This window comes from Paenibacillus jamilae, from assembly GCF_050482105.1.
Classification (GTDB): Bacteria; Bacillota; Bacilli; order Paenibacillales; family Paenibacillaceae; genus Paenibacillus; species Paenibacillus jamilae_B.
In genome coordinates, this window is sequence record NZ_JBCNHI010000010.1 from 216,379 (window position 1) to 237,537 (window position 21,159).

Below are 21,159 nucleotides of genomic sequence, written 5' to 3' on the forward strand. Positions count from 1 at the left end.
TGTGAATGTACTTAATGTAACTCCGGCATAGATTGTCGGAGTTTTTTGTATGTAGAACATAAAAATAGAGAAGAGTTGACAATTCTATAGCTTGAAACTAAAATGGTTACACGCGGAACGGTTATTAACTTACAAAAAATAAGTTTTAAGGAGATGGCTTTACATGTCAACACTCGTTATTGTTGTTCACCCTGATCTTGCAGAATCTCGCATTAACAAAAGATGGATGCAGGAACTCAAGAAGCAATCCAGTGTGACCGTGCACAACCTGTATGAAGTATATCCGGATGAGCAAATCAACGTTGCCAATGAGCAGAAACTGCTAGAGCAGCATGATCGTATTGTTCTGCAATTCCCTTTTTACTGGTATAGCAGTCCTCCCCTGCTAAAAAAATGGCTGGATAAGGTTTTAACCTACGGCTGGGCTTATGGTAGCGAAGGTGACAAGCTACAGGGCAAAGAGTTGTTGATCGCCTTGTCTGCTGCCAGCGTAGAGGAAAACTATCAACGTGACGGACGAAACAGATATACAATCGAAGAACTGTTGAGACCTTTTGAATCTACAAGCCTTATGATTGGTGTCAAATTGCTCCCTTATTTCGTGCAGTATGGTGCCGGAGCTTTGACAGATGAGCAGTTGGAGCAATCTGCACAAAAATACGTGCAGGCGGTTATTTCTTAATTTACACAAAATACCCCTTGGAAGGGCACACACCTGCTTGACTTACAGCAGACGCTGGCTCCAACCAAGGGGTTTTGCTGATAGAATTAGATTTACAGCGTAACCAAGTTACTCGTTACCTGAGCCATGCTTTCTTTAATAATGTTGCAGCCCTTGCTCAAGTTCTCCATACTTATCGTTAACGCTGGCATAATTTTAAGTACCGTATCGTTACGCCCAGCTCGCTCAATAATAAGTCCCTTACTAAAGCAAAGAGTTGCAACCTCCTTGGCGAAAGCTTCTCCCAAATGGGTCACATCAATTCCCCAGATCAGTCCCAAGCCGCGAATTTCAATGAGCGGATCCATTGTTTGGATATGTTCACGCAAGAACTGCTGAACAAAAGCCTCTTTTTCCTTCACTTGTGCTTCCAGCCCTACCGTATCTCTGAACTCCAGCGCTGCCTTTGCTCCGACAAACGCCAGCTGATTTCCACGGAAGGTGCCGTTGTGCTCACCTGGACTCCAAATATCCAGTTCTGGCTTAAGCAGCAACAAAGACATTGGCAGACCGTATCCACTGATTGACTTGGACAAGACGACCATATCAGGAACAATTCCTGCTCGCTCAAACGAGAAGAACGAACCAACTCGGCCGCAACCGACCTGAATGTCGTCAACAATGAGCAAAATATCATGATCATCGCACAATTGTCGCAAATCACGCAGCCATTCGTTATCTGCGATATTAATACCGCCCTCTGCCTGTACTGTTTCCAAAATAATCGCAGCAGGTTTTTCCACACCAGAATGTGTATCTGTTAAAAGCTGTTCCATGTACAAAATGGTATCCATTCCGTTAAACGTGCTGTTATAAGGTATAAAGGTAACATTATTCAATGGGACTCCTGCGCTCTCTCGCATGGAGTTGTTGCTGGTAATCGATAAACTACCCAGCGACATACCGTGAAACGCACCCATAAAAGCAAAAATACCATTTCTTTTTTTCACTTTACGCGCAAGTTTCAGTGCTGCTTCCACCGCATTGGTTCCCGTCGGGCCGCAAAATTGTAGCTTATAATTCAAGCCCTTAGGCTGGAGAATACGCTCGGAAAAAGACTCTATAAACTCTTGCTTGGCCGTGGTGTACATATCCAAACCATGCATGATCCGATCAGAGGTTAAATAATCCAATAACCGGTTTTTCATAAAGTCGTTATTATGCCCGTAGTTTAGAGCCCCTGCCCCGGCAAAAAAGTCAATATAGCCCTCTCCTGCCTCTGTGTACAAAACATCGTTTTTTGCCTTGTTGAAAACAACTGGAAAACTTCTGCAATAAGATCTTACATTGGACTCCAGTGTTTCGAAAGTATTCATAATAATTCGTCCTCCCGCTGACCTGATTTTTAAAAAATACAAGCATGGAAAGCAAAAAAAGTGTAAATATGTAATCTAAAATGAGCAGACAGTCTGAATTCACAATGGGGTATCCACACTACAAAATCATGAGTACGATCACAAGAACATATAGAGTACAAAAGAATTAAAGAAACAGCACATTGAAAGTAGATGAATAGAAGATCAAATAGTGGGGTTTTCTAAGGGGTCTGTCAGAGGATGTCAACTCCTATGTAATAAAATACCATAATTTTCTTTAAAGTCAATGCATGTTTCTGAGATCTTTTGTTAATTTTTTGTAATTTAAGGTTATGTCCTTGCAGTATATTGTTAAATAGATATGAAAAATGTCGTATTATAGTAATTAACCTCAATAAAAGTACATTTTCATATCAAATAGATATATATCAAAACTAGCTGGCTACTGAATTTCCATAATAAAGCTGAGCTTTTGACAGACTGACCAAAGGAGTTTACTCTATCAAAAGAACTTGCTAAATTTAAAAAGAGATAAGGAAACACATCATGTCTAATGTTTTGATTATTGAAGATGATAATATGCTGGGTGACACGCTCTCCTTATATTTAACAGGGGAAGGCTACAACGTTACTCGAGTAGAACAAGCAACTGAGGGGATTGCCCTACTCGATAAGATACAGCCCGATATTATTTTGCTAGATCTGTTGCTTCCAGATTTGGATGGCGTAAATCCCTGCCCACTGATACGCAAGCATACGGACATGCCAATCATTGTGATTTCTACAGAAAACAACATTTCAGAGCGCATTCGTACACTTACGTTGGGAGCAGATGATTATATTTGCAAGCCTTTCAGTATGCAGGAACTCAAAGCACGGATCGAGGCTCTTTTCCGTCGAATTAACATCTCTCGCTTGCAAGGAAGAAACATTTCATCTGAAGCTGAACCGGAAAACGGCATTACTTTGGATCTGGCGAGAAGAATAGTTATCGTTAATGGCCAGATGGTAGAGATGACCTATTCGGAATTTGAGCTAATGAAGCTTTTTTATTCAAACCGAGGAATTGTATTTAGTAGATATGCCTTGATTCAGGCTCTCCGTGGCACAGACTCCTTTATTAATGAGAGGGCAGTGGACGTACATATTAACCACTTACGTAGAAAGATCGAAAAAGACCCCAAGAAACCACAATTGATTAAGACCATTTGGGGAATCGGCTACAGATTTATGCAATAACGAAGTTAGATCCAGGGAATAGATGATTTAATGTGATTAATCTCCTTTTGAACCGTACTCAATTGCTCTCTCCAGTCTGGGTACAGTTCTCCCACTGAGGTTTCATGACTGCGCTTCAGTGCTTTCTCCAGCTCGATCACCTTTGCCACCAGTTCAGTCGCACAGAGGTTCCCCGTCCCTCCCTTCAGTGAGTGAATTAATCGAAGAGCTGAAGACAGCTGCCCGTTGTCCATTTTTCTCACAATTCTCTTATCAAGATACTGGTATTCTTGTATCCATTTATGTAGGGCAAATTGAAAAATATATACCTTGCCATCCATACCGGCTATCGCCTGCTCCGCGTGAATACCATGTAATTCTTGCAGCCATGCTAGATTGATCCAGCTATTTAACATTCTTGTTGCAGTCAATTCGTGTACAGGCTTGAGCAGCACGTCATTAATGCCTGCCCGAAGACAAACTTCCTGATCAGGCTGCACAGCATCCGCGGTAAAAGCAATAATCGGGAGTCTGTTAAAAGCTCTGTTTCTCCGAATATGTCTGGCCGTCTCGAACCCATCCATTTCCGGCATATGCAGATCAAGCAGCACCATATCCCATGAGCTCCGCTCCAGCAATTCGACTAGTTCTTTTCCATTTGTGACGATTGTTACCTCGAAACCGCGCTCTGCCAAAAACTCGGTTATCACTATCTGGTTAATCTCGTTATCCTCAGCTATCAGGATATGATGCTTTTGTGTTGAGATCCCCACTTCATATTGGAAATTCATTGTTACAGCAGCTTCCAGACTAGCATTATCTACAGACACTGATTTTCCCTGCTCGGCTCTCAAGCGGAGCACCTCCAGAAGAGCATTCCGAGTTACAGGCTTAGACAAAAAAGCATTCACCCCATGCTCTATGGCTTCAGCGGCTACTGTTTCCAACTGGAATACCGTTGTAAGTCCAATGACCTTGGTCATTTGCTTATCCGGTATATGAAGCCAACGTCTCCATGATTCAAGTTCTTTCAAGCCTTCCATCCCCATATCAATCATTACAAAATCAAAATACTCACCCTTTTGAGTAACATCTGCATATTCCTGAAAGGATGAAACGATGAGCGTCTGTAGTCCCAAATCTTGCAGTAGTTCGTTCAGGCTCTGGCTCACCAGTTCATGCTGTGCAACGATTAAGGCTTTACCGTTGATTGGTTTTTCCAGCTGTGTGCTCCTCTCATTCAAATCTCCTATATCCAACTCCACATTAAAGTAAAATTGACTGTACTCTCCTAAACAGCTCTTCACTTCTACGCTACCACCCATAGCTTCAGCCAACTGCTTGCTAATAGCCAAACCCAGTCCAGAACCCCCAAATCTATGGGTTGATGTACTCACTTGGGTAAACGGAACGAATAGCTTGTCCATTCCTGTTTTGGAAATACCTATACCCGTATCTTCTACCATAAAAGAGATACTCACTCGTCCGTCCTGCTGGCCTACCATTTTTACCTGTAACATTACATGCCCCTGATCCGTGAACTTAATGGCGTTGGTCAGAAGATTTAAAAGCACCTGTTCTATTCGAAGCGGATCTCCCTTGAACCTTTTCGGTAATTTCGGGTCCGTTAAGAAAACAATCTCTACTTTTTTATGTTCCAGTAAAATCCCAACGGTATCTGCGAGATTCTGAAGCATGTTTTCCAGCTCAAATTCCACCTTTTCCAGCTCTAGCCTATGGGCCTCCATTTTAGAAAAATCCAAGACATTATTGAGCATGGACAAAAGAGTACGCGAGGAGGCGAGCAGCTTGTGAAGATAATCATTTTGAACGTCAGTCAGTTGAGTCTTACTCAACAGCTTTGAGAGGCCAATAATGCCATTCAGTGGTGTCCGAATTTCGTGGCTCATATGAGCTAGAAAAATACTTTTCGTATGGTTAGATTCGCTCATCTCCTTTCTTTTCTGCTCGGAAGCTTTATACTCCGTAATATCCAATACATGACCGATGACATATCTGGTGAACCCGTCCTCCCTGACAGGATGTAAGGTAATTAAAGCTGAGTACTCCCAAAACTCCAATTCAAATACCGTCCGATCTCCGAACCAAGCCTGTTTGTAATATTCAGTAAGCTGCTCCAGTGTTTCAGAGGAAAGCTCCAAGATATCCCCAATACGCTTCACATGCTCCCATTTATTGAAATTGACTTGCAGATTCAGACCCATGCGCTCCAGCAATTCACCATCAAGCAGTATATAATAAAATTCATCCCCCCTTTTCTCCAGCCTGAAGGTAAAGCCAGGTTGAACTCGAAGTAAAGTTAGCAGATCATGATTTTTGTCAATCGAACGCTGTCCATTTGTATACCTGGTGGGGATTAGAGCTTCCCCAAACAGAGTCATGAACAATAGACCCATCCCTATTTCCATCAGACAGGTCAGCAATGTTGCATCACTTATGCCAAAATATAAGAACAGAATTCCTGCCAGTCCATAAAACACACCCGTGATTGCCTGACGAATGAGCTGACGCTGAAAAATCAAAACTAACAATAATATTACGATCGTATATAACAACAAATCTCGAACCAAGTGTTCGTCCTCCTTGTAATCTCCCATACGTTGCGAGAAGCTGTATCGGAAATATAAAAAAACTCAGGACAGATTCCTTATGCCATTAGGCTTAAAGAACTGTCCCGAGCATTCATTGTACTATAGATCTCATCAGGTTCAAGCTCGTTTTAATATTTGAAACGACTTATCATCGCCTTCAAATCAGCAGCCATATTGGAAAGCAACTGAGCAGAAGCTGAAATTTCCTCCATGGATGCCAATTGTTCTTCTGATGAGGCTGCCACTTCCTCAGATGTAGCAGCATTACCGGTTGCAATCGTTGCCAACTCATTGGCTGTCGCTGCAATCTCTTGTACACTGGCTGATATTTGCTGGGCAATCGAGGCAACCTCCTCGATCTGAGGCGTAGTCTCCCGAATGCCTTCCATCGCATGATTCAGCTTCGTAATGGTTGCATTGGAAATTTGCAATCCGTCCTTGACCTCTGTCGTAACCCTATCCATCGTCTCTACCGTAGTTTCGGTTTCATGTTGAATTTCGTCAATCAAGTTGGCAATCTGGGTGGCAGATGCCTGAGACTGCTCTGCCAGCTTGCGCACCTCATCCGCAACGACGGCAAAGCCTTTACCATGATCACCTGCTCTGGCTGCCTCAATGGCTGCATTCAAGGCCAGTAGGTTCGTCTGATTGGAGATATCGCCAATAACCTTCGTAATTTCGCCAATTTCAAGAGAGCGGGTTTGCAAGGTTTGAATCATCCGGTTGGAGCGCTCTACTGACTGATGAATGGAATTCATCTGCTCGCCTGTCTGCTCCACAGATCTCCGCCCTTCCTCAGCTTGTAAGGCAGATCGTCTGACCAAATCCGCTACTGTAGTCGAGCGTTCAGCAATTCGTGTGACTCCTTGAGCAATTTCATCCAGTGCCACCGAATTATTTTCCAGCCCCGTAGTCTGCTTCTCTGCCCCGCTAGCAATTTCTTGCACAGCCTGGGACACCTGTTCACTTGCAGCGCTGGTTTGTTCCGCGCTTGTTGTCAGCTCATTCGAAGAAAGGGCCACGTGATCTGCACTGTTTCCCACGTTCTGAATAACAGATCGCAAGTTGTGCTGCATATTCTGAAAAGCCGCTCCTAATTCTCCTATCTCGTCCTTGCTCTTGACTTGAATGTCCTGTGTCAGATCCCCGGCACTCACATTTACCGCCTGTTCTTTAAGCTTTACAATCGGTTTGATGATGGAACGGATCAGGAAATAAACGATGATAACACCAACCACAAGACAACCGACAATCGTAAGCAAAGTGCTGAGCAAAATCGGCCGAGCTGCTTCATCGACTTCAGACAGATATAGCGTTCCGCCTATCTTCCAGCCTGTCAGCTTATTGGTCGCATAGTTCATATACTTGGGCTGACCTTCATACTCATATTCGTATTCACCGGTGTCGCTTTGAAACATGCGTGATTCAATATCTGTAATTTTGGTGCCTGCAGTCTTCGTCGGATGAACAATGTAAGTATGGTTGCTATCCAGCAATATAGCATAACCCTCATGACCTACTTTAATATTGTTCAATGTATCTTTAATACCACTAATTTTCAGGTCAATGCCAATAACACCTGAGCCATCTGTCGTTGCTCTCGACACCGTAACAGTCATCTGCTTTGAGTCTGCCGAAAGATAAGGTGAACTAATCGCTGTCTTTGTATCTTCCTTTATCGCTTCCTCGTACCAGGGTCTGATACGTGGATCGTAATTATCTGGTAAATGCTTTTGTGGATAAGTTGTAATTTTAGCATCTTTCGTACCATAATAGATGGATTCTGCTTCTGGATGAAGTGCAGCATATTGCTTAAACAGCTCTTCCAGTTTAGCCGCTTGTTCCTCCGTCTCGATCCGATTGCCTTTTAGCCTTTCTGCAAAATATTCAGCATCATGTAGCTTGGGTTCAATAGTACTATTAATAATAAAATTAGTACGAATTATAGCCTGCTCGGCACTTTCTTCGATCTGGTTTCGAATCTGCTGACTAGCGCTCTCAAACGATAGAGCCCCCACGATCATGGATGGTATGATCAGAAATGCAATAAAGGCCACCATGAGCTTTGTTTTAAAATTTTTGCTGATTATCCTTGTCACCTTCCATTTTTCGCCTGAGAACTTCTTCATTACTAAACATCTCCATTTCATCGTCTGAATTTCGTAACCTATGGTGAACCGCTTCGTCATGTCGAGGATGACAGTCACCCGACAGATTCTCTTTCACGTATTTCCACAACTCTTGCTGAAGTGCTTGGATATAAAAAGATATAAACACGCTAGTTGAATAGGTATATGTACTTATTTTTGAATGCCACAAGGCTGAACGGAACCGGTTCTTTGATATAATATACCTAAAAATTATTAAAAAAAATGCAATGTAGATGTTAAGAAAATGTTAGTTTCACCACACTATACCTACCTCTTTACATAAAATAATCCCCTTGAAGGTGGCATAACCCAAGTAAGGCGGCTTACAATAAGGTGTACAATCGGACAACGTTTGATGTGTTTAAACTGATCGGGAAATTGTTAGATTAGGGGTGTAAAAAGTCATGGAGTTAGAAAAATCTATGGAAATACATCGCAGGAACATACAAGATAAATTACAAGAGGAACGGCCACGAACTGAAGAACAAAAGCAGATAGTGGTAGCATTGTATGTTGCCGAAGCGCTGAATCACCTTCGTAATAACCTGACGATGGAAGAAGTCTTGGGACTCACGGAGATATATAGAGAGTACCGCCGAAAAAGTTCCATGAAGTGATAATATTAAAAATCTCTGCCGACCATTTTAGGTTAGCAGAGATTTTTAGTTTATTAAAAGTATTCATTTACTTCAAACGTTAGGGTACGGTCATATAGCATGTAATCCTTACGTCTACTCTAATTTCAAATTAAACCATTTCCCTATAAAGCCTATTAAACAACTCTTTCTACTCTTAACAGCTTACGTTGCCTTATTACATTGATTGTGTCTCCAACTACAATAATCCCATACTCACTTCATCACTCTTTAATCAACCACTTTTGCAACTCGTTCAATTTTGGGGCTTCTTTAAATTTCTTGCTTCTTCACGATTTAAAGTTATCATAAAATTGTTTATTCAGCTCATAAGCAGGTATGAAAAAGCACTGATGGATATATTATCCAACAGCGCTTTATTTACTGCAATCATAGCTTATTAGCTTTTAGCATTATACTCAATAGAATCTATATCACACTATCTCTAGTGCTTTCAGTAGGGCGTATTCACTTGTTCTGGCCCCTTCTTTTGAAAAATGCGCGTCTGGAAACGCGGGAGACATATGATGGTATCCGGGATAAACATGCAATTCCACTAAGACACCATCAAAGACCAATTGTTTTGCAAAAAGCAAGGCTTCATCAATGAATAAATCAACGGTACCTATATTTAGATAAGTTGGTGGTAACCCAACCAATGACTTGGCACGAGCCGGCACATAATACTCACTTACCTCCTCCTGACCCGGTTCATCCCCTAATACAGATTTCCAGCCAAAGTAATTACTTTGTTTTGTCCAAATAAACTCTCCTGCGTATGGATGCTCTGGTGCGATACTTGTTCGATCATCTAGCATGGGCCTCATTAACCTTAGATGATGGATTTCGAACTCTTTCTGATCACGAATATATAAAGCTAAGCCAGCCGCCAAACCACCACCAGCACTGCTGCCTCCAACAGCAACCTTTTGAATATCTATCCCTAACTCTTCCGCATGTTCAATGCACCATTTTAGACCCGAATAACAATCCTGTAACTGACTTGGCTGTACGTGCTCTGGGGCTAGGCGATAGTACACAGATACACAACAGAAACCATGTTTTGCAGCAAGAGATGCATTTGCAGGGCGATCCACGACTGGGTTTCCTAAGACCATCCCGCCCCCGTGTATCGAATAATATAGAGGCATCTTATGATGCTTTGTTTGTATGGGCTTAATGATTTCTATTTGAATATCCGGGCCACTAAAATAACTTGGCACTCCCTTTTTTTCTAATGTAACAGGGAACATCTGCGTTACATCCATTTGTTGCATCATTTGAGATTGACTTTTACGTGATTCCATTAGTGTAGATTCAGTAAGATCGATTGTTGGTATTAAATCTACTGCACGGATAATTTCGGGATCAATCAGATGTCTGCTTCTACTTTTCTGCTCCCTCATAATAATCGTTTCCCCACTTTCTTGTTTTAAAGACAATGAATCGATTCATATTTCCTTCAATTATTACAAACAGTTCTAATCTAAATCTCTATTGTTGCTGGCGTTATATTCATATTTTAAAGATTAAAATAAACTTTATAAATGAAAACAACGATTTAGAATCATTTTTGGCATAAAAACGTTCATGAAAAAATGAGGTACAGCCTTTGAAATAGAAATGATCTGTTGAATTACGAGGAGAACGAGCAGAATTTCTTAGAATCTGGATGTGGGAGATAACGCGAAGTTGAAACAATAACCACCAATTTGGTAAACGATAGTTGTTGCTATTGCGGTGGAATCAAATCTTTTCTCAAACAAAAAGACGTGACCGGATTGGTTACACCGCCATCATCCGGTCACGTCCTAAGCATGCCAGCCTACTTTTTATGTGAATACACAATTTTCTTAATAGTTTCGGTAGAGAGGAAAAACTCCTTGGCTAATTGCTCGATACTGCTGCTGTTTTGAAAAGCATTTCGGATTGCGGCATTTCGCTGTTCGAGCAGCCTTCTCCCACCACTCAAACTGCCCCAATCCATATATTCCGTTTTTGGCTTTGGGATATACAGAGTCTCTCCCTGAACATATTTTTGGATTTCCGTAATTAGTTTTTGGGGTAAAACTTTTTTCGCATTCGTATATCTCAATTTTACTCGCCCCTTATTTTGATTGTTTAAAATAAGGTGCAAAGCCAGTATATTAAAAAAGCTCGTTCAGCGTTAAAAATGGTTTCGCCCCACACAAAGTAACGCTTTCCTAATAATTGGCTTTGCATGAGTGTAAGAAGTCACAGACAATCCTAACAGATTCTCCATCAGTAGGCACCCCCTTTACCTCGCAAGTATAGCATAACTTCATTTCACCTAGGACCAGCAAATGATATCAACCAAAAGTAAGAGATTATAAATTAGGCTGATAAATAGCTAGCTTTATACACTATCCATGAATGCTAACCACATAAATCCGTAAATTAAAGCAACAAGCCCTACGATGCCTAATAAGCAAAAAAGCAAAAGCATTAGAACAAATTTTTTACCATCCATAACAAACACCTCAGTAAACAATATAACACTATATTATTTTGTCGTCGTTGTGTAGTTTGGCTAGTCTGTTCTTGCGTGCGTGTATTTTTTCAAAATTTCTAAACCAACTTTGAAAGAAATCTGATAGCAACCTTTTCGAGCCAAATGTAAGAGTTTATAAAACCGAGTTGAGCTAATGTTGTAAAATATAATCAAACATAAAACTCACAAAGGAGTATATGAACCAGATGAACATTTTTTTGAATGAATTTGAGGAAAGATTTAGAACAGGATTTTTGGATGATCTTAAAAGCATACTAGAAGAAGTGAAGAATGAGAAGATTTACGCTTGTGCTTTTGGCACAGACAGCGATTTTGTCACCTTGTTTCTAGCTGTTAATACGGAGGAATCACTTGTTAGACATGTCACAAACATGAAAGCTGAAGGCCTGTGCGACAGCAAGGAAGATGAAAATTATTACAGATGGGGATTAAGCGAATATCAATATGGCGATACAACACACCTCAATCATATTAGCAAACTTCTGTATGCAACCGAAAATGTGTTGGACTATAAAGATGAAATGATAAAAATTATGGCCAAGGTAGTTAAGGAAACAGACGATGTACTTTTTAATCAATTCAGCCAATCCAAAGAAGATATTATTTTTTTCGTGTCCATGACGGATGATGATATGGCCGAGGAACTGGAAGATCAGTCTGTTATTCAGATGACAAATGCCAAATTAGTTGATGGCTTCTTGTATCGTTATCAATAGTAGTCATTTGAAGCAACTCACGAACAGGCATCTTCTCCCTATTTTTTTCACCAATTAAAATGGGAAGCAGGGAGATTAACTCCTTACTTCCCATGATACTTATTTTGCGGTTACATGTTCTTTCAACCACTGTCTATAAAATTGCAGTTGCTCTTTGGTGTGAAAACTACGCCGCCATCATACTTAATGTATCGAAATGCGTTTGTTTTGCTGTGATGCGATCATTCCAAAACAGCTTATTATTGATGATACCGATCATCACGTCTGGTTCTATTACATCCTGATAAGAGAGCATAACCAATGTTGCAATATCCCCCATCTGATATGCAGCCGTCAATACCCTTAGAAAAGCTTTCGATTTTTCACTTTCCGGTAAGGATAATTCTCCTTTTAGAAGTTCCTCCTGAACTGCTCCTAACGATTTTCGCGCCCGATGAAGTGCAACCTTTACCGCTCCCTCTGTTGTGCCCAATATGTCGGATGTTTCATTAATCGAAAATGCGAGCACATCTCGCAGCAAAAAGACAGTCCTCTGAAGCGGAGATAGATGTTTCAATAAAGATTGTAACGCGATCTCGATTTCAAAAGATCCATGATCTGGTACAGTTACTTTTGCTTCTTCCTTGTTCAATATTCGAGTGAAGACTGCTTTTCTCCGTATCTCATCAATCCAGGTGTTTTTAGCAATCCTCAACAACAGCGCTTTGGGATTTGTATGTTCGAAATTGTTTAATTTTCCTAATGCTTTTATCCAAGTGTCCTGCGCCAATTCTTCCGCATCCCAATTTGATTTCGTAAGCGACAGACAGTATCGCTTCAGGACCGCCTGTAATTCGTTAAAGTTCTGGATGTCCACTGTATTGTCTGTCATCTGTATAGAATCATTTATGTTCATAGGCCTTCTCCTCCACGGTCATATTCTGCCCTTTGCTAAGGCAAAGCCATTTGCTACCTCCATCGTAAACGAACAAGGGGTTGTAAAAGTTACACCATACACGCAAATCGTTTTTCCAATAAAAACTCCGTACCTTTTTACGGTCTCGGTTCGTTTACAAGGAGAAAACAACTGAACTAAGAAAATGGGGGTATCCAAAATGAGTATTTATGTTCCTTATGTTGTTGAGCAAACGGCTCAAGGTGAAAGATCGTACGATATCTATTCCAGACTGTTAAAGGATCGTATTGTGTTTGTAGGAGCAGCCATCGACGATCAATTAGCTAACAATATTATTGCTCAATTATTGTTTCTGGCGGCAGAAGATCCAGAAAAAGAAATTCACATGTACATCAACAGCCCAGGTGGCTCTACTTCTGCAGGATTTGCCATTTATGATACGATGCAGTACATCAAACCTGATGTGCATACGATATGTACGGGATTTGCTGCTTCATTCGGCGCAATTCTTTTGCTAGCGGGCGCCAAAGGGAAACGTTCGGCGTTGCCGAACAGTGAGATTATGATCCATCAGCCGCATGGCGGTGCACAAGGGCAGGCCAGCGACATTGCGATCAGCGCCAAAAGAATTTTATTAACTCGTGAAAAGGCAAACCGTATCACAGCTGAACGGACCGGCCAACCTTTGGAAAAAGTTGAAAAAGATATGGATCGGGATTTTTACATGTCCGCTCAGGAAGCACTGGAGTATGGCATTATCGATCAAGTGATAACTTCTTTGTAGAGTAGGCATAAGACGACTTCATGCTTCTCCTGCTCCGATCAAGAAACTACAAAAAAACACGAGGTGATATCATGTTAGCAAGCTTGCAAGGCAAGGAAGTAACTATTCATTTCATTGACGGAACATGTGCAAGCGACGGGGTATTGGACCAGATTGACGACAAGTTCGTTAAATACCTTACGCAATATCAGACGCTTGTTATTCCAATTACATCCATTCGCACCGTATCTATAGACATTAAAGCAAGACAAACCCACAGAGTTGGATTCGCTCCATAATTGCTACCATAGTAGCACAGGTAATCGCCGATCCCACAAGTTTACGCCATCTTTCCATAATTTGTGGAATCGGCAACCCGCATGGGTAGAAATATCATTTTACGGAGGCATGGTATTATGGAAATCTCAAAGGGAGTAGTAATGCTTCAGCTAGATTTTCATGGGAATAAGATTCACCCCATTCTGATCTGGGATCGAGAAATGACCGTGTTAGTAGATACAGGATTTCCAGGACAAATTGAAGATTTACGCGTGGCTATGGAAAAGGTAGGCGTATCGTTTGACCAACTAAAAGCTGTGATATTGACGCATCAGGATGTGGATCATATAGGTTGTCTTCCTGAGATTTTGCAGGAGTGTGGCAATCATATTAAAGTATATGCGCATGAGCTGGATAAGCCGTATATTCAAGGAGAGCTCCCTCTTTCAAAAGATAGTCACCTTGAGAATCCCCCGAAGGGCAGAGTGGATAATACCTTAATAGATGGTCAGGTGCTGCCGTTTTGCGGAAAGATTCAAATCATTCATACGCCTGGGCATACCCCTGGTCATATCAGCCTTTATTTAAAGCAAAGTAAGATTCTCATTGCTGGTGACTCGATGTACAGTGAAAACGGGATTCTCGCAGGAATTCATGTCCCGACCACACCGGATATGAATGCTGCTCGTCTCTCATTGAAAAAGTTTCTGGATCTCGACATTGCATCGGTGGTTTGTTATCACGGGGGATTAAGTAATGGAGATATACATGGTCAGATATTAGGACTTAGCAAAGAATTATAAAGTTAAATACCACTTTGTTAACTCGTGTTTGAACTTTAACAAAGTGGTATTTTTTATTTTACAAAATAGATTTCATTCTTTATATAGATCAAATTTTAGCTGATTAAAGTACTAAGATCTATCTTAATTTAAATAATTTTTCCATTAATGATTTCAATTATCGTCAAAGCCCCTGCTTTGTACCCAGAAATATAATCTGATGCAGATAATATAGAAATCAAAACATCATGTAGATCGGATAATTCTTCAATTGATTCGTAGTCCTGTTCCGACAATCTCACTTTTAGTGCTTTCATAGAATCGGATATCTTCTGATGGACTAGCTCAAGCTCAGGGTTTTTAGGTTTGATTCGTTCACTTGGATACCATTTTCCATAATATAAATCCTCCAAGATGCTTATAATCATCTTCTCCCTTCTGTTCTGATAAAGACTTTGTGTAAATTTTAGATTGTTAGATGCATTCTGTCCCCAAAAATAGAATATCCTAATGTAATGTCACTAATGATTTTTTAGCGAATATTTCACTAGGAATCCTTAAAAGCCCTACCCCGTGTAGGATAGAGCTCTACATTCATGATGACATTTGCATAGTTGCATTTTCTATTCTAATTTATCTGATCTTATTGTTCGGCTGATTAAACTAATTTGGTATCAAAGTGTGTTTCGAAATTGAATCGATAATTAAATCCCAGTCGTCATAGTGAAGCTCATGCCCGGCACCTTCCAATGTCAGTAAAACCGCACCTGGAATTTCATTAGCAAGATGTATTCCGTGTTCATAAGGGATAATCGGATCTTCAGTACCGTGTATAACCAGTGTAGGAACGTTTATTTCCTCTGTCCTCGCCAAATAGGATTCTCCACCTGACAGCATAGCGTGATTATTCATACTGGCCATATTGTTGCTTCTTTTCCATTCTTCTTTTGCCAATTGATAAACCTTATTTTCATCGAAAGGATACTTTGAACCTACTAGGATTCTAGATCTCCCCACCACAAAATCGACTACCGATTGTTCGTTCGTCCAATCTATTGCTTCCATATTCGAGAAGTAGTCCATAACCTTTTCCTCCATCGGTGGAAGATCGGGAGCAAAATTGGACGTGGCTATAAGGGTCACGGTTAATACTCTGTCTGGATGTCGTAGAGCTATCAACTGAGTCAACATTCCGCCCATAGACATACCTACGATATGTGCTTTCTCAATCTTATAAGCATCCAATACTCGAATAGCATCTTCCGCCATATCTTCGAAAGTATAGTCTGGACGACCAGGTTCGTAGGTTGTAGAACGACCGACATCTCGGTTATCATAACGAACGACAAAACGACCTGTATCAGCCAAACGCTGGCAAAATTCTTCCTCCCACCAGATCAGTGAGGATTGAGCACCCATAATCAGTAATATTGCTGGGTTACCTCGCTCCCCGAAACTGTCACTACAGATTTCTATTCCATCGCTTTTTATAAGTAGTTCGTTCATATAGAATTCCTCCCCTCACTGATATGTAAACAAAAAACACCGAATTCTACTCGGTCGCTAGTTTAAGATATTTTGTTGCAAGAAATTCAGGAAATTCCTTTGCATAGAGCCAAGCGGAAGAATTTTTCTCATTATACTGAACCTCCAATGCTGCCCATTGATGTTAAATGACCATATTACAGAAGACAGGAGTCCAGAATAATATTTTTGCTCTTGTAAATCAGCTACTTCAAATTCAATTTTTTGTACTACTTTAGTGGAAAATAGATTGAGGAAAAGCATAATAATCCGATCATTATTTAGGAGTAATATTGCTCGACTTGTATAAGCCGAAAAGCTTTGTGGAGTTGAATAGCAGATAAGCATGTCAGATTCTCTATGAGGCTCTGCTAGCTTATCGATCGATTTTTTTGTAATGAATAGCATGATCAAATCCCTCTCTATTTGGATGTTTAAATGAATTGACAGAAAAGAATATCCTTCAAAAATATTATACTACACAAGTAAACTATTCCAAAAAAGGATAGTCCTCTGTAGTCTGTTTAAACATACTCCCTCCTCCTCACTTTAGATATGACATATACTCAAATGCTGTTGTCCCATACATGCTTTTAAAGTGTTTATTTAAATGAGTTAAATCGACAAAACCACATGCAGCTACTGCTGAATAAATATCTTTATTTTTTTCTATTAACTGTTTTGCACGTTCGACCTTACAGTTAAGAAAGTATTGGTATGGTGAAATCCCAGTATGAGCGTTAAATAATCGGATAAATTGAAATTTGGATAAATTAAGCTCTTTACATATCTCTTCCAGTTTAAGTACATGTTCTAAGTTGGAATGAATCATATCCTTCGCTTTACTAACTAGAACGTTATCTTTCTTATCGTCAGTGGAAAGATTAGTTTGAAAGAGACGATCCGTGAGGGATAAAAGTAATTCACTACACAAAGCCTCATCTTTTTCGCTAAATATTGCATTAGAAAGATTTAGTATTTTTTGTTCAATACTATAATCATACACTATGGGAGTTGTAAAGCGTACGATATCCTTTTTCTCAATAATCTCTAAAAGCAATTGTGGCTCAATATATAGCATGACATAGTCAAGACCCACCTCATTATGTGCCATTCCGTCATGAGCCTGTTCTGGATTAAAAAGCATCACACCATTTTGATAGGATAATTGTAAGCTTCCATCCAAGGTATACTCTTGAATACCACGCAATGTTACGCCTACTGCATATTCCTGGTGAGAGTGCTTCTTATATTTAAAGTCAGAAAGACTTGCTGATAGTGCAGTAACACCTGCTGATTTTTTATAGATAAATTTGTCCACTTCAATCACCCCTGTTAGCTACACCTACATCCATATCATTATGGCAGCATAAGCTAGAAATAAGGCCATTATTACATTAACAATCTTTTTATGCTTCTGCAAAAACTCCTTGAAAATAGCACCGAAAAGAACCCATGTCACAAAGGCCATAAATCCAATAAGACTTATTGCAATAATACTTACCATGATTGCAGGCAATGCAATATAGTGGGGCATGATGAAACTAGGAATTACAGTCATTGTGAATAGTACTACCTTTGGATTTAAAAATTGCATAAGAAAGCCTGACATAAAGGTAGCCGTTTGCTTTGCAGTCGAATTGGATGTATCCATTTTATAAACTTGGTATGCGAGATACATCATATAACAACTTCCGATGATCTGCATAACAATTAATATTTTCGGTATGATCGTCATTAGCATCGTATTCAATATAGCAGAAATAACAAGTAATAAACCAAAAGCTAGAGTTGCTCCATACGTATATTTCATTGCTTTTTTTGCCCCAAATTGATGCACTGTAGATAATATAACGATGTTAGTAGGGCCAGGTGTAAAAGTGGCAATAAAACAATAAATTAAAACAGATGTAATATTCATGAGGAAAACTCCTTTTAGCGTATTCTCATGAAATATTACATCTTAAAAGAAATGGCATATAGTATATTATTGCAGATTTGTATCCTTCGTAGTTACTTCTCCCTCCACTGTCGAAAATGTCATTAATCTTAACGACAACAAATCCATGGATTATTGTGGTATTATTTCGGATTATTGTTAATACTACGAATCTGAGGAGGGGGACAATGAAGTTACATACCAAATTTTCAAGACAATTATGCCGGAATATCGAGCTCATTTGTGACTTCATGGGTAACAGTTCGGATTTTGTTGTTCGTGAAATCACAGCTGGTCATTCACACGCCGCTCTTTTTTATTTGGACGGCATGACTGACATGCAAAAGGTACAGGACAACGTGATCCGTCCGTTGCATGATCGTGTCTCCTCTGACGAGATCACTTTACCGTTATTGAAAAACGCAATTTTGGACATTGGTGAAGCAAGCTTCACTCAAAATTTTGAAGATGCTTTGGAACAGATCCTCTCCGGTGGTCTTCTCCTACTACTGGATGAGATGGATGAAGGATTGGTCATTTCATTGCCTGGATGGGAAGAACGCAGCATTTCGGACTCGAAGACACAGCCAGTGGTCAGAGGTCCGCAAGAAGCGTTTACAGAAACTTTACGTACGAATACGACTATGGTTCGTCGAAGGGTGAAGGATACAAGAGTACGTCTTACTTCAGTAAAAGTTGGCGAAAAAACCAAGACCGATATATCTGTCATGTATTTACATGGGGTCGCTGACCCAAAAAAGGTGCAGGACATGATAACCAAGTTAAAGAACATGCATATAGAAGGTGTGCTTGAAAGCGAATATTTGGAAGAATGTCTCCATGAAGATAAGCAATTCACGATATTTCCACTCTTTTATAATTCTGATCGCCCAGACTCCATTGCAGCAGGGATTATGGAGGGGAAAATTGCAATATTTGTGGATGGATCTCCCTTCGCCATCCTTGCACCTGCGGTGTTTGCAGATTTCCTCCAATCCGCAGAAGATTATTATCAGTCCTATGTTTACGGTAGTATCATTCGGATATTAAGGTACATCTGCCTGACAATCTGTATGTTGGCTCCGGCCATTTATGTCGCATTAACGACATTCCATCAGGATATGATTCCAACAGTTTTGTTATTAAGCTTATCCGCGCAACGTGAAGGAGTACCATTCCCAGCATTTATTGAGGCGATGATCATGGAAGTGGTTTTTGAAATTCTGAGGGAGGCAGGTCTCCGTATGCCACGGACGGTCGGTCAAGCCGTTTCTATTGTCGGGTCAATCGTGATTGGTCAGGCAGCTGTAGAAGCAAACATCGTTTCGGCTGTTATGGTCATTGTTGTTGCAATAACTGCCATTTCGAGTTTTGTCATTCCCTCGTACACCTTTGCTATTCCAATTCGGATATTACGTTTCGCTTTCATAGGCATAGCCGCTATGTTTGGTGTGTACGGATTGACTGTCGGTATTCTCATGCTCTTTGTGCATCTAAATGGGCTCCATTCATTCGGTGTACCGTATTTGAGTCCCTTTGCCAATTACAAATCGTCGGAGCAGAAGGACGCCATATTGCGTTTTCCATATAAAACTAAAAAACAACGCAAAAACTAAAGGAGTAGACCATCATGAACTCGTACCGATCCACCATTTTATTAATGTTTATGTGCATCTGGCTAATGGTGTTTCTTACGGGTTGCTGGAACAGTAAGGAATTGAGCGCAATTTCCGTCGTGATGGCTCTGGGCATTGATGCAGTTGATGACCAATATGAAGTCAGTTTACAAGTGGTTGACCCATCGAAAATGTCTCAGAATTCCCCCATGGAACGGACGCCAACGATCGTTTTTTCCAAACGCGCCGATACCATATTTGAAGCTATTCGAAAATTAACAACGGAATCGTCCCGAAAAATGTATATGTCTCACTTAAAATTTGTCATTTTCGATGAAAAAACAGCAAAAAAGGGAATCAAGGAGCCGCTGGACTTTCTATTCCGTGACCATGAAGTTCGGCCTGATTTCTTTTTGGCCGTTGTCAGAGAAAATTCAGCAAAAGAGGCCGTTACATTTGTAGCTCCAACCGAGGTATTGCCTGCAATGGATATGTATAAGGCATTAAAGAACTCTGAAAAAGCATGGGCTCCAACTTCTGCAGTCAATGTAAAAGATCTTTTGCAGAAATTTACGGAGGATGGCATTGAACCGGTTCTCACCGGTATTCGACTGACGAACCTAGAAAAAGGTCTAACTATTGATAATGTGACAAAGTCGCCCCAACATGTTAAATATTTTTTCACTGGAATTGGTGTTTTCAAGGGCGATCGACTTATCGATTGGATGGATGATTCGCAAAGTAAAGCCTTTACCTATATATCCAACCGTGTTTCCAGTACCGTAGCTTCCATCAATTGTCCAAATTCCAAAGGAAAATTTGTTGTTGAAGTAATCCGTTCCAAAGCAAAGATGCGCCCACAAATAATAGACCATAAGCCCCACATTACTCTTATTATGGATACAGAATCCAATATCGGAACGGTCTCGTGCAAGGCCGACCTTAAGAATGAAGAAACATTTAGAGATTTTCAAAAATCAGCTAAAGAGCATCTGGAACGGTCTTTGAAGGAAGGCATTCAAAATGCACAACAGATGGGGTCCGATATATTCGGGTTCGGAGAAGCTTTTCACCGCAAATTCCCGCGTGAGTGGCATAAATGGAAACAGGATTGGTCACACAAATTTCAAACGCTCGAAGTGGACATCCAGCTCAATTATCATTTAGTCCGGTTCGGAGACATCACCAGTCCAATCGATATGGGACCACACAATCAGGAGTGAATGCATATGCTTTATGTGATTCTCGTAACTTCCATTTTAGCATCGTTGTATGAGTTTAAAAAATTTAAAGAGAAACAATATGTACGTGAAATTGTATTCAGCTCAATATTGTTGATTATAGGCGTCATATTGATTATCCTACGGATCGTCAGCATTAAACTGCCGACTCCACTGACGGGCATTCAAATCCTATTTCAACCGATAAGCCGGTTACTTACAGAAATGTTATCTTAAGGA

The 21,159-nt window shown here is 40.4% G+C and carries 20 protein-coding genes; 10 read left to right on the forward strand and 10 right to left on the reverse strand.

Features of this window, described 5'->3' with window-relative positions; all coding sequences use genetic code 11:
* Window positions 1-163 precede the first annotated feature (163 nt).
* Window positions 164-682 (forward strand): NAD(P)H-dependent oxidoreductase, encoded by a 519-nt coding sequence (locus ABEW32_RS07020; RefSeq protein WP_430186003.1) that lies wholly within the window; start codon window positions 164-166, stop codon window positions 680-682.
* Between the two features lie 92 nt (window positions 683-774).
* Here ABEW32_RS07020 and ectB read toward each other — a convergent pair whose 3' ends face one another.
* Window positions 775-2,037, reverse strand: coding sequence for a diaminobutyrate--2-oxoglutarate transaminase (gene ectB, locus ABEW32_RS07025; protein ID WP_430186005.1), 1,263 nt, complete (start codon window positions 2,035-2,037; stop codon window positions 775-777).
* A gap of 546 nt (window positions 2,038-2,583) precedes the next feature.
* Between ectB and ABEW32_RS07030 the strand changes: the two genes are divergently transcribed.
* Window positions 2,584-3,276 carry a response regulator transcription factor gene (locus ABEW32_RS07030; protein ID WP_430186007.1) on the forward strand — a complete coding sequence of 231 codons (693 nt, stop codon included), beginning with the start codon at window positions 2,584-2,586 and terminating at the stop codon, window positions 3,274-3,276.
* A 5-nt stretch (window positions 3,277-3,281) separates the two neighbouring features.
* Here the strand turns inward: ABEW32_RS07030 and ABEW32_RS07035 are convergent, their stop codons facing one another.
* Both ABEW32_RS07035 and ABEW32_RS07040 read right to left on the reverse strand, forming a co-directional pair.
* Complete coding sequence (locus tag ABEW32_RS07035; RefSeq protein WP_430186009.1) at window positions 3,282-5,846, reverse strand: response regulator; 2,565 nt, start codon at window positions 5,844-5,846, stop codon at window positions 3,282-3,284.
* Window positions 5,847-5,995: 149 nt separating this feature from the next.
* A complete protein-coding gene (locus ABEW32_RS07040; protein WP_430186011.1) occupies window positions 5,996-7,996 on the reverse strand; it encodes a methyl-accepting chemotaxis protein in 2,001 nt (666 codons plus the stop codon).
* A 443-nt stretch (window positions 7,997-8,439) separates the two neighbouring features.
* On the opposite strand from ABEW32_RS07040, the gene ABEW32_RS07045 reads away from it, so the two are divergent.
* Window positions 8,440-8,634 carry a hypothetical protein gene (locus ABEW32_RS07045; RefSeq protein ID WP_430186013.1) on the forward strand — a complete coding sequence of 65 codons (195 nt, stop codon included), beginning with the start codon at window positions 8,440-8,442 and terminating at the stop codon, window positions 8,632-8,634.
* A gap of 452 nt (window positions 8,635-9,086) precedes the next feature.
* Here the strand turns inward: ABEW32_RS07045 and ABEW32_RS07050 are convergent, their stop codons facing one another.
* Together ABEW32_RS07050 and ABEW32_RS07055 are read right to left on the reverse strand one after the other, a co-directional pair.
* Entirely contained in the window at window positions 9,087-10,094 is a 1,008-nt protein-coding gene (locus tag ABEW32_RS07050; protein WP_430186015.1) for an alpha/beta hydrolase fold domain-containing protein, read from the reverse strand.
* Between the two features lie 383 nt (window positions 10,095-10,477).
* The gene (locus ABEW32_RS07055; protein WP_430186017.1) at window positions 10,478-10,747 is read right to left on the reverse strand and encodes a CD3324 family protein; all 270 of its coding nucleotides are present in this window, start codon (window positions 10,745-10,747) and stop codon (window positions 10,478-10,480) included.
* Window positions 10,748-11,382: 635 nt separating this feature from the next.
* Here ABEW32_RS07055 and ABEW32_RS07060 point away from each other — a divergent pair.
* Entirely contained in the window at window positions 11,383-11,901 is a 519-nt protein-coding gene (locus ABEW32_RS07060) for a DUF4303 domain-containing protein (RefSeq protein WP_430186019.1), read from the forward strand.
* Between the two features lie 166 nt (window positions 11,902-12,067).
* On the opposite strand, the gene ABEW32_RS07065 is transcribed toward ABEW32_RS07060, so the two are convergent.
* Window positions 12,068-12,796, reverse strand: a complete 729-nt coding sequence (locus ABEW32_RS07065; RefSeq protein ID WP_430186021.1) for an RNA polymerase sigma factor — start codon at window positions 12,794-12,796, stop codon at window positions 12,068-12,070.
* A 199-nt stretch (window positions 12,797-12,995) separates the two neighbouring features.
* On the opposite strand from ABEW32_RS07065, the gene clpP reads away from it, so the two are divergent.
* The 3 genes from clpP (at window position 12,996) to ABEW32_RS07080 (ending at window position 14,641) form a co-directional block, all read left to right on the forward strand.
* The gene (gene clpP, locus ABEW32_RS07070; protein ID WP_430186023.1) at window positions 12,996-13,580 is read left to right on the forward strand and encodes an ATP-dependent Clp endopeptidase proteolytic subunit ClpP; all 585 of its coding nucleotides are present in this window, start codon (window positions 12,996-12,998) and stop codon (window positions 13,578-13,580) included.
* Window positions 13,581-13,651: 71 nt separating this feature from the next.
* The gene (locus ABEW32_RS07075; protein WP_430186024.1) at window positions 13,652-13,858 is read left to right on the forward strand and encodes a hypothetical protein; all 207 of its coding nucleotides are present in this window, start codon (window positions 13,652-13,654) and stop codon (window positions 13,856-13,858) included.
* A gap of 117 nt (window positions 13,859-13,975) precedes the next feature.
* Window positions 13,976-14,641, forward strand: coding sequence for an MBL fold metallo-hydrolase (locus ABEW32_RS07080; RefSeq protein ID WP_430186026.1), 666 nt, complete (start codon window positions 13,976-13,978; stop codon window positions 14,639-14,641).
* Between the two features lie 128 nt (window positions 14,642-14,769).
* Here the strand turns inward: ABEW32_RS07080 and ABEW32_RS07085 are convergent, their stop codons facing one another.
* The 4 genes from ABEW32_RS07085 to ABEW32_RS07100 form a co-directional block, all read right to left on the reverse strand.
* A complete protein-coding gene (locus ABEW32_RS07085) occupies window positions 14,770-15,042 on the reverse strand; it encodes a DUF6809 family protein (protein ID WP_430186182.1) in 273 nt (90 codons plus the stop codon).
* Between the two features lie 241 nt (window positions 15,043-15,283).
* Window positions 15,284-16,126, reverse strand: coding sequence for an alpha/beta fold macrolide esterase (gene mle / locus ABEW32_RS07090; RefSeq protein ID WP_430186028.1), 843 nt, complete (start codon window positions 16,124-16,126; stop codon window positions 15,284-15,286).
* A 562-nt stretch (window positions 16,127-16,688) separates the two neighbouring features.
* The gene (locus ABEW32_RS07095; protein ID WP_430186030.1) at window positions 16,689-17,465 is read right to left on the reverse strand and encodes a helix-turn-helix domain-containing protein; all 777 of its coding nucleotides are present in this window, start codon (window positions 17,463-17,465) and stop codon (window positions 16,689-16,691) included.
* 24 nt (window positions 17,466-17,489) lie between these two features.
* Window positions 17,490-18,065 (reverse strand): LysE family translocator, encoded by a 576-nt coding sequence (locus ABEW32_RS07100; protein ID WP_430186032.1) that lies wholly within the window; start codon window positions 18,063-18,065, stop codon window positions 17,490-17,492.
* Between the two features lie 206 nt (window positions 18,066-18,271).
* Here ABEW32_RS07100 and ABEW32_RS07105 point away from each other — a divergent pair, with 206 nt between their 5' ends.
* From ABEW32_RS07105 to ABEW32_RS07115, 3 genes are read left to right on the forward strand one after another with little or no spacing between them, the layout of a single operon-like run.
* Window positions 18,272-19,699: a spore germination protein gene (locus tag ABEW32_RS07105; protein WP_430186034.1), complete on the forward strand. Its 1,428-nt coding sequence runs from the start codon at window positions 18,272-18,274 to the stop codon at window positions 19,697-19,699.
* 44 nt (window positions 19,700-19,743) lie between these two features.
* The gene (locus ABEW32_RS07110) at window positions 19,744-20,922 is read left to right on the forward strand and encodes a Ger(x)C family spore germination protein (protein WP_430186184.1); all 1,179 of its coding nucleotides are present in this window, start codon (window positions 19,744-19,746) and stop codon (window positions 20,920-20,922) included.
* Window positions 20,923-20,928: 6 nt separating this feature from the next.
* On the forward strand, window positions 20,929-21,156 hold the full coding sequence (locus ABEW32_RS07115) for a hypothetical protein (protein WP_016819002.1): 228 nt from the start codon (window positions 20,929-20,931) through the stop codon (window positions 21,154-21,156).
* Window positions 21,157-21,159: the final 3 nt, after the last annotated feature.